The following is a 7,029-nucleotide window of genomic DNA, read 5'->3' as shown; positions in this document are numbered from 1 at the left end:
ATCCGCAACGCCTCCAACACCCGCAACACCCCCATCCCCGTCGTCTCCCCCGTCAACTCCGCCTGCTTCCACGACAGTCCGACGAACGAGATCGCCCCCAGGTTGTACACCTCGTCCGGCTGCGAGATCTCCACCGCACCGATCAACGACGAAAGATCCGTCAGATCACCCTCCAACAACACCACCCCCGGCACCACCCGCTCCACCACCGCCACCTTCGGGTTGGACTGCCCCCGAACCAACCCGAACACCTCATAACCCTTCGCGGTCAACAACTCACCCAGATACAACCCGTCCTGACCGGTAATCCCGGTAATCAGCGCACGCGGCACGTCGATCCTCCTGTAGACCACCCGGTACTGGGCGGAAGGTTAGCGTCAGGTAAACCGGGCCGGTCAGCCGGGTCCCGCTCCCACGGTCTGNGGGGCCGCGGCGTCGGCCGCCGACCCCCGGGCGATCCGAAGAAGCTGAGGAATGATCGCGGTCCCGATGCGTCGGGCGCCGTCATTCGAGATGTGCACCCCGTCGTCGTCGCGCAGCCGGACGCCGTCCAGCTCGTCGACGTACTTGTTGCCCGGTGTGAGAACGGAGGTAATGTCGATCACGCTCGTGCCGGGGTGGCGGGCCGCGGCCTCGCGTAGGAGCACGTTGAAGCGCTCGACCCGCGTGGCCTTCGTCTCCGGGTAGATGCTGCCGTCCGGGGCCTCGGTCGGCTTGAAGATCGGGGTGGTAAGAAGTACCACTTTCGCGCCTTTGGCGCCGAGCGTGGTGATCGCAAGATCCAGCTCGCGGCCGAGGTAGGCGTCGAACGCCGGGTCGCCGATGTGCGTCCAACGGCCGTCGCGCAACTGGTCGGTGACCTCCCAGCGGCCGACGAGCAGCAGCGCGAGCGCCGGATTGACCTCGTCGACGCGCTGCGCGAAGCGCTGCGGCCACTGGTCGCAGCCGGCGGTGGTCGGTCCGGCCTCGCCGAGGATGCGCCGCTGCATGCCGCGGGCGACCCCGCAGCCGAGCTTGGAGAAGTCGTGGATCTCGATGCCCTGGGCGGCCGCCATCGTGGAGAAATCGCTGAAGCCCAGCGTGAGCGCCACCGAGTCGCCGCCGAGCAGCACCTTGATCGGCGCGCCGCTGCCGGGGTGCACGGTGACGGTCGGCTGCGGGGAGGCGGCCGCCCGCTTGGCCAGCGCCTCCAGCTCGGCGGGGGTGCGCACCGACGCCGAGGTGCCCGCCGTGGCGACCAGGATCACCGCGAGGACCCCGCCGAACGCGGCGGGCACGGTCAGCCGCGGGTTCGGCAGCCGGATCCGGCGGCGGCGGATCGGGTCCTCCACGAGGTGGAACGACGCGAGCGTGATCGCCAGCGTGACGCCGAGCCGCANCAGCAGCAGGACCACGCCGTCGGTGCCGGTCCGGGTGGCCGTCAGGGTGAGGAACACCGGCCAGTGCCACAGGTACAGGCCGTAGGAGATCCGCCCGATGAACGTCAGCGGGGCCAGGGCGAGCACCTTCGACACCGGCCCCTCGGGTGCCTCCACGAGCGAGGCGACGAGCAGCATCACGACGACGGCGACGCCGAGGAACCCGCCGGCGTAGAGCGCGCGGTTCTCCCCGCTCACCGTGGTCCAGATGACGATCATCGTCACGCCCGCCAGGCAGCCGACGACTGACATGACCGACCGGGCCCGGGCCGAGATCGGCCGCGTCCGCTGCCCCCGCCACACCGCCAGCGCGGCGCCGACCAGCAGCGCCTGGGCGCGGCTGTCGGTGCCATAGTAGATCCGGGACGGATCAGTGCCGAGCAGCAGCAGGGCCAGGCCGACCAGCGCGGACGCCTCCGCGCCGAGCACGGCCACCGTCAGCGCGAGGGACTGGGCCTTCTGGCGCTGGCGGCGCCAGCGGTCCACCGTGCGGGCGCTGTGCCGCATGAGCAGGAACACGACCAGCGGCCACAGGACGTAGAACTGCTCCTCGACCGACAGCGACCAGGTGTGCAGCAGCGGCGAGGGCGCCGAGAAGTGGTTGAAGTAGCTCTGGTCGGACAGGGCGAAGCGCCAGTTCGCCACGTACAGCAGCGTCGACAGGGCGTCCAGGCGCAGCGTTCCGACGTCGCCGGGGGAGGCGATCCACCGGGCGTACGCCGCCACCCCGATCAGCAGGACCAGCAGCGCCGGCATCAGCCGGCGGGACCGGCGGACCCAGAAGCTGCGCAGGTCGATGCGCCGGGTGTTGCGGTACTCGGTGATGAGCAACCCGGTGATCAGGAAGCCCGAGAGGACGAAGAAGGTGTCCACGCCGAGCAGGCCGCCGGGCATCCACGAGACGCCGGCGTGGTAGGCGATGACGGCCATGACGGCGAACGCGCGTAGCCCGTCCAGGGCGGGCAGGTGCCCCAGCGGGGCGAGCACGGGGCCGGTGGCGTCGAGGTCGTCCTCGGGCCGGGTCGGTGGCCGCGCCGGCCCGCGGCCGGTCGCCGGACGCTGGGGTGTCGCGAGGTGGGCGCGGGCCCCGTCGCGGCGGACGCGGGGCTCGGGTCGCTGGGCTGGGGCCTCGGGCCGGCGCTCGGCCGCGGCCCGCTCGTGGCGGCGAGGAGGCTGATCCCGGCGCCTGCGGTCGGCACCGTGCCGACCGTCACCAAAGTGCCCCTCACGCTCCGCTGTCGAGCGTCGGGGCTGCGGGCCCCCGCCCGGGCTATGCGGCCCGCCCGCGCGGGTGCTGATCGGGGTCGTGTCGGCCTGCTGCTCGGCGGACGACCGCCGCTGTCGATCCCCGGACGCCAGCGGGACGGTGTCGGCGTCGTTGCTGGTCAGCCTGGTCCCTCCTCGTCGTCGCCGGGGCGCCATCGGGCCGTGGAACCGGGCGGCGGCCGCGGTGCGGGCTCGGNGGCTCCGCATCGGGTCCGCCACCGCGGCTCGCCGACCCCGATCGCATCAGGACGTCCGAGCGGCAAGGCTAATCGCAACAGCGTCACGCCGTGCACGCGCGGTATGTTTGTGGCCTTGATGCCGGACGCGTTGTCTGCCCGAAACCAGCATGTTGGTACTTTCCGCGCGTGTCTGAGACCACGGCGGGGCAGCCACGGACGGTGGGGGCGGCGCCGGTACCGCCGGGCGTCCCCGAACCGGCTCCCGCGCCTGCCGGGGCCCCCGCGTCCGCTGGGGAGTCCGCGTCCGCTGGGGAGTCCGCGTCGGCGGTGGAGTCCGGGTCGGCGGTGGAGTCCGGGTCGGCGGTGGAGTCCGGGTCGGCGGTGGAGTCCGGGTCGGCGGTGGAGTCCGCGTCGGCGGTGGAGCCTGAGCCCGCCGGGGAGCCGGCGCGCGCCCGGCTCGGGCGACCGCGACGCTGGTACGCCGGGCTGGCGGCGATCTGCCTGATCGGCCTGGGGATCCGGCTGTTCTACCTGTTCCACTGGCTGCACCCGGTGGCGGTCCAGGGTGATCCGTTCTACTACCACGAGGCGGCGAACCTGTTCGCCGACGGCCGCGGCTGGCCCGACCCGTACGAGCTGCGCCTGGCCGGGCGCTACGTCGCCGACGCCCAGCACCCGCCGCTGACCAGCCTTCTGCTGGCCGTCCCGTCGTTGCTGGGCTTCACCAGCTTCCTGTCCCACCAGCTTTTCTCCTGCCTGCTGGGGGTCGGCGCGATCGTGCTGGTCGCCCTCGCCGGGCGCCGGGTCGCCGGTCCGGCCACCGGGCTGGTGGCCGGCGGGATCGCGGCCGTCTACCCCGGCATGTGGCTCAACGACCCGCTGGTGATGTCCGAGACGACGGGCATTCTGACCTGCGCCTGGATCATCCTCGCCGCCTGCCGTTTCGCCGACCGTCGAGGGTTCGCCGAGGCAGCCTGGCTCGGGCTGGCGCTGGCGGCGGTGATGCTCGCGCGCGCCGAACTGGCCCTACTGGCCCTCGTGCTCGTCGTGCCGCTCGTCGCGATGGCCCGCGGCGTGGCCTGGCGGCGTCGCGCCGCACTGCTGGCCGTGGCGGCCACGACGAGCGTGGCCGCCATCGCCCCGTGGACCGCCTACAACCTGTCGCGGTTCCACGAGCCGGAGTACCTGTCCACCGGCCTCGGCTCCACCCTGGCCGTCACCCACTGCCCGGCGACGTACTCCGGGCGCGATCTGGGCTGGTGGTCGTTCGACTGCGTGCTGGCGCTCCCGCCGCCGCCCGAGGAACGCTCCGAGCGCGATGTCTTCTACCGACATGCCGCGTACGACTACATCCGTGGCCATTCCGACCGGCTGCCCACGGTGGCCGCCGCCCGCCTCGGCCGCACCTGGGGCGTCTACCACCCGTGGCAGCAGGCCCGCCTCGACACGATCGAGCTGCGGCCGCTGAGCCTGAGCCGGGTCGGGATGGTGACGCTGTGGGTGCTGGAAGTGGCCGCGCTCGGCGGCGTGGTCGTGCTGCGCCGCCGCCGGACCCCGCTGCTGCCCCTGCTCGCGGTGCCCATCACGCTGAGTCTGGCGACGGTGGTGGTCTACGGCACCACCCGCTTCCGGGCCGCCGCTGAGCCTGCGGTGGTACTGCTCGCCGCGGTCGCGATCACGGCCGCCGCCGGCCGGCTCGCCGGCCCGGTGCGTTCCCGGGCCAAGCGGATCCCGGGTGGGCAACCGGTGCGATCCGAATCCGACCAGGGTTACCCGACCTGACTACGCCAGTGGGTGGAAAAAGCCGTTATGTGCGGGGTGTGCTAGCTCCATAATCCGCCGTGCTGGTACGTTTTTCACCGTGCCGGACATTGCGTATCTCGAGGCAAACTCGCGGTGACCGGCCCTGTCCGCCCCCGTTCGGATGCCGTCGTCACCGACGCGCCCACCGATTCCGCCTCGATCCCCGATCCGCGCCGTCCCCTCGGCACCCGCCCGCCCAAGGTCGTCTTTCCGGGCTTCGACGGTCTGCGCGCGATCGCGGCGCTGCTCGTCGTCGTGGTGCACACGTCGTTCCCGGCGGGGTTCACCACCAGCAGCGGGTTCGGTCCCTACACCGCGCGCGGTGAGGCCGGGGTTGCGGTGTTCTTCCTGATCTCGGGATTTCTGCTCTACCGCCCGTTCGTCGCGGCCCTGCTCGCGGGCGTTCCCGCCGCCGCCGCACCGGGTTACCTGGTGCGGCGGTTCATGCGGATCGTCCCCCTCTACTGGGTGGCGCTCGCCGTCACCCTCAACGTGGTCAGCGACGACCGGGTCGGCGTGCACGGGCTCGCCGGGATCTTCCAGACCGCGTTCTTCCTGCAGGGCTACCAGGATCACTGGGCCATCCAGGNCCTCACCCAGGCCTGGACGCTCGATATCGAGGTCGCGTTCTACCTCGCCGTGCCCGTCTACGCCTGGCTGCTCGGCCGGCGCCGCCGCTCGCCCGAGGCCCAGGTCCGGGTGGAGCTGGCCGCGTTGGCGGTGACCTTCCTGGCCGCGAAGGTCATCCACTTCCTGGTCATCCCGAGCAGGCAGGCCTGGATGTCCGGCTGGAACGCCTGGCTGCCCGTCTGGTGGGACCTGTTCGCCATGGGGATGGCGCTCGCCGTGGTCTCCGCCCGGTACGCCCAGCTCGGCCGCCAGCCCCGCTGGGCGGGCCTGCCCGGCTCGGGAACGGCCTGCTGGGCCGTGGCGGCGTTGATCTACTGGGTGGCGAGCAGGCACGCCGGTCTGCCGCTGGTGCCGATCTTCGATCCCGACCGGGCTCAGGACATGAACCGGCACCTGCTGTACGGGCTGTTCGGGTTCTTCCTGCTGCTGCCAGCGGTCTTCGGGCGCCAGGACCGTGGTGCGGTGCGGCCGTTGCTGGCCAGCCGGCCGCTGGCGTTCCTCGGCGCGATCTCGTACGGCATCTACCTGTGGCACTCCACCGTCATCGACCTCGTGCTGGAGCACAGCGGCTGGCGGCTGTGGAAGATCCCCTATGCGCCGTTCCTGGCGATCGTCGTCGTGCTGACGGTGGCCGTCGCCACCGCGACGCACCACCTCATCGAGCGGCCCTGCATCCGCCTTTCCCACGGCTGGGCCCGGCGCGCGGACGCCTGGGTGGCACGCCGCCGCGGGCGGGTGGGACCGGGCGCGGGCACCGCGCCCGGCGGCGGAGGTGCGCAGCCGCAGGGCCCGATCGGCGTGTTCCCGGGGGTGGTGCCGGGGGCCCGGGCGGCGGTCGCGGTCGCCGGCGTGCCCGGGGATAGCCCGACGGTGCCACTGCTGACCGGGTCGGCCGCCCGGCCGGGCGGCCGGCAGCGGCCGGCGGGGGCGGGCGCGGCGGAGGCCGACGCGCGGGAGGCCGCGGAGGGCTGGGTGCCGCGGGCCTGGCGTGGACAGCCCGGCGTCGCGTCCGGCGCGGACCGGCCGGCCCGGCCTGACCCGGCCCGGCCCAGTCCCGACCGGCCGCCTCGGCCCGATCCTGACCGGCCGTCACGGCCCAGTACCGACAGCCCGTCGGGGCCCGGCCTCGACGGGCTGGAGTGGATCGGCCCGGGCGGGCGTCCGGAGTCGGGTGGCGCCGAGCGCGGGCCGGCCGGCCGAGCCTGATCAGTCGCCCGACCTGGCACCCGCCTTCCTGACGCGCCGCCGATCGTGGCCGCCGGCCGCCCGCCGGCCGCCGCCGATCGCGGCTGCCCTCTGCCCGGCGCGGGCGCCCCGCCTACCAGGCTGTGGTGGTCCTCCGTCCCGGCACCTCGCGTCCGGGAGGGTACCCGCGCACTTTCCGCCTCCGCACGACCTTCCCGACCGATCGCCCAATATGTCGGTTTGATGATGATTTTTCCTTTGATCTCACCGTGCTGTGTGCGCCCGTCCGGGGGGAGCGGGGGCGGCGGAGATCGGCTCGCCGCGCGGACGGCGGACGGGCTGGCCGTGGCCAGCGTCGCGCGAGCGTGGCGGGGCGGCAGCACATAGCTACATATGGACGGCTTCTGTCTGCGTAGCGTGACCGCAGTGCCAGCTCGGAAGCGTCCGTACGCCGGCTCCCGTTGACCACTCCGGACACCCATCCCTAGACTTGGGTCTGTGCACGAGGGTCCGTGGGTCTCAGACCGAGCGGATCCACTCGAGCGTCG

The 7,029-nt window shown here is 73.0% G+C and carries 5 protein-coding genes and 1 pseudogene; 3 read left to right on the top strand and 3 right to left on the bottom strand.

Annotation, left to right across the window (positions count from 1 at the left end; genetic code table 11):
- The 3 genes from FF86_RS22835 to FF86_RS55335 form a co-directional block, all read right to left on the bottom strand.
- On the bottom strand, window positions 1-332 hold a 332-nt coding region (locus tag FF86_RS22835; RefSeq protein WP_128423611.1), incomplete at its 3' end, for a GDP-mannose 4,6-dehydratase.
- A gap of 91 nt (window positions 333-423) precedes the next feature.
- A partial coding sequence (locus FF86_RS55340; RefSeq protein WP_396230024.1) for an SGNH hydrolase domain-containing protein occupies window positions 424-1,091 on the bottom strand: 668 nt, incomplete at its 3' end.
- A gap of 288 nt (window positions 1,092-1,379) precedes the next feature.
- On the bottom strand, window positions 1,380-2,348 hold a 969-nt coding region (locus FF86_RS55335), incomplete at its 3' end, for an acyltransferase family protein (RefSeq protein WP_396230023.1).
- Window positions 2,349-3,190: 842 nt separating this feature from the next.
- On the opposite strand from FF86_RS55335, the gene FF86_RS22825 reads away from it, so the two are divergent.
- The 3 genes and pseudogenes from FF86_RS22825 to FF86_RS22820 form a co-directional block, all read left to right on the top strand.
- The gene (locus FF86_RS22825) at window positions 3,191-4,645 is read left to right on the top strand and encodes a glycosyltransferase family 39 protein (RefSeq protein ID WP_396230019.1); all 1,455 of its coding nucleotides are present in this window, start codon (window positions 3,191-3,193) and stop codon (window positions 4,643-4,645) included.
- Between the two features lie 114 nt (window positions 4,646-4,759).
- Window positions 4,760-5,255: pseudogene (locus FF86_RS55330) on the top strand (acyltransferase family protein); the annotation flags it as partial.
- A 1-nt stretch (window position 5,256) separates the two neighbouring features.
- Window positions 5,257-6,502: acyltransferase (locus FF86_RS22820; protein WP_242419313.1), on the top strand; the 1,246-nt coding region annotated here is incomplete at its 5' end.
- Between the last annotated feature and the right edge of the window lie 527 nt (window positions 6,503-7,029).

This window comes from Frankia sp. CpI1-P (genome assembly GCF_001421075.1).
Lineage (GTDB): Bacteria > Actinomycetota > Actinomycetes > Frankiales > Frankiaceae > Frankia > Frankia torreyi.
The sequence above is the reverse complement of the archived record's forward strand: the minus strand, read 5'-3'. Positions and strand labels throughout refer to the sequence as shown.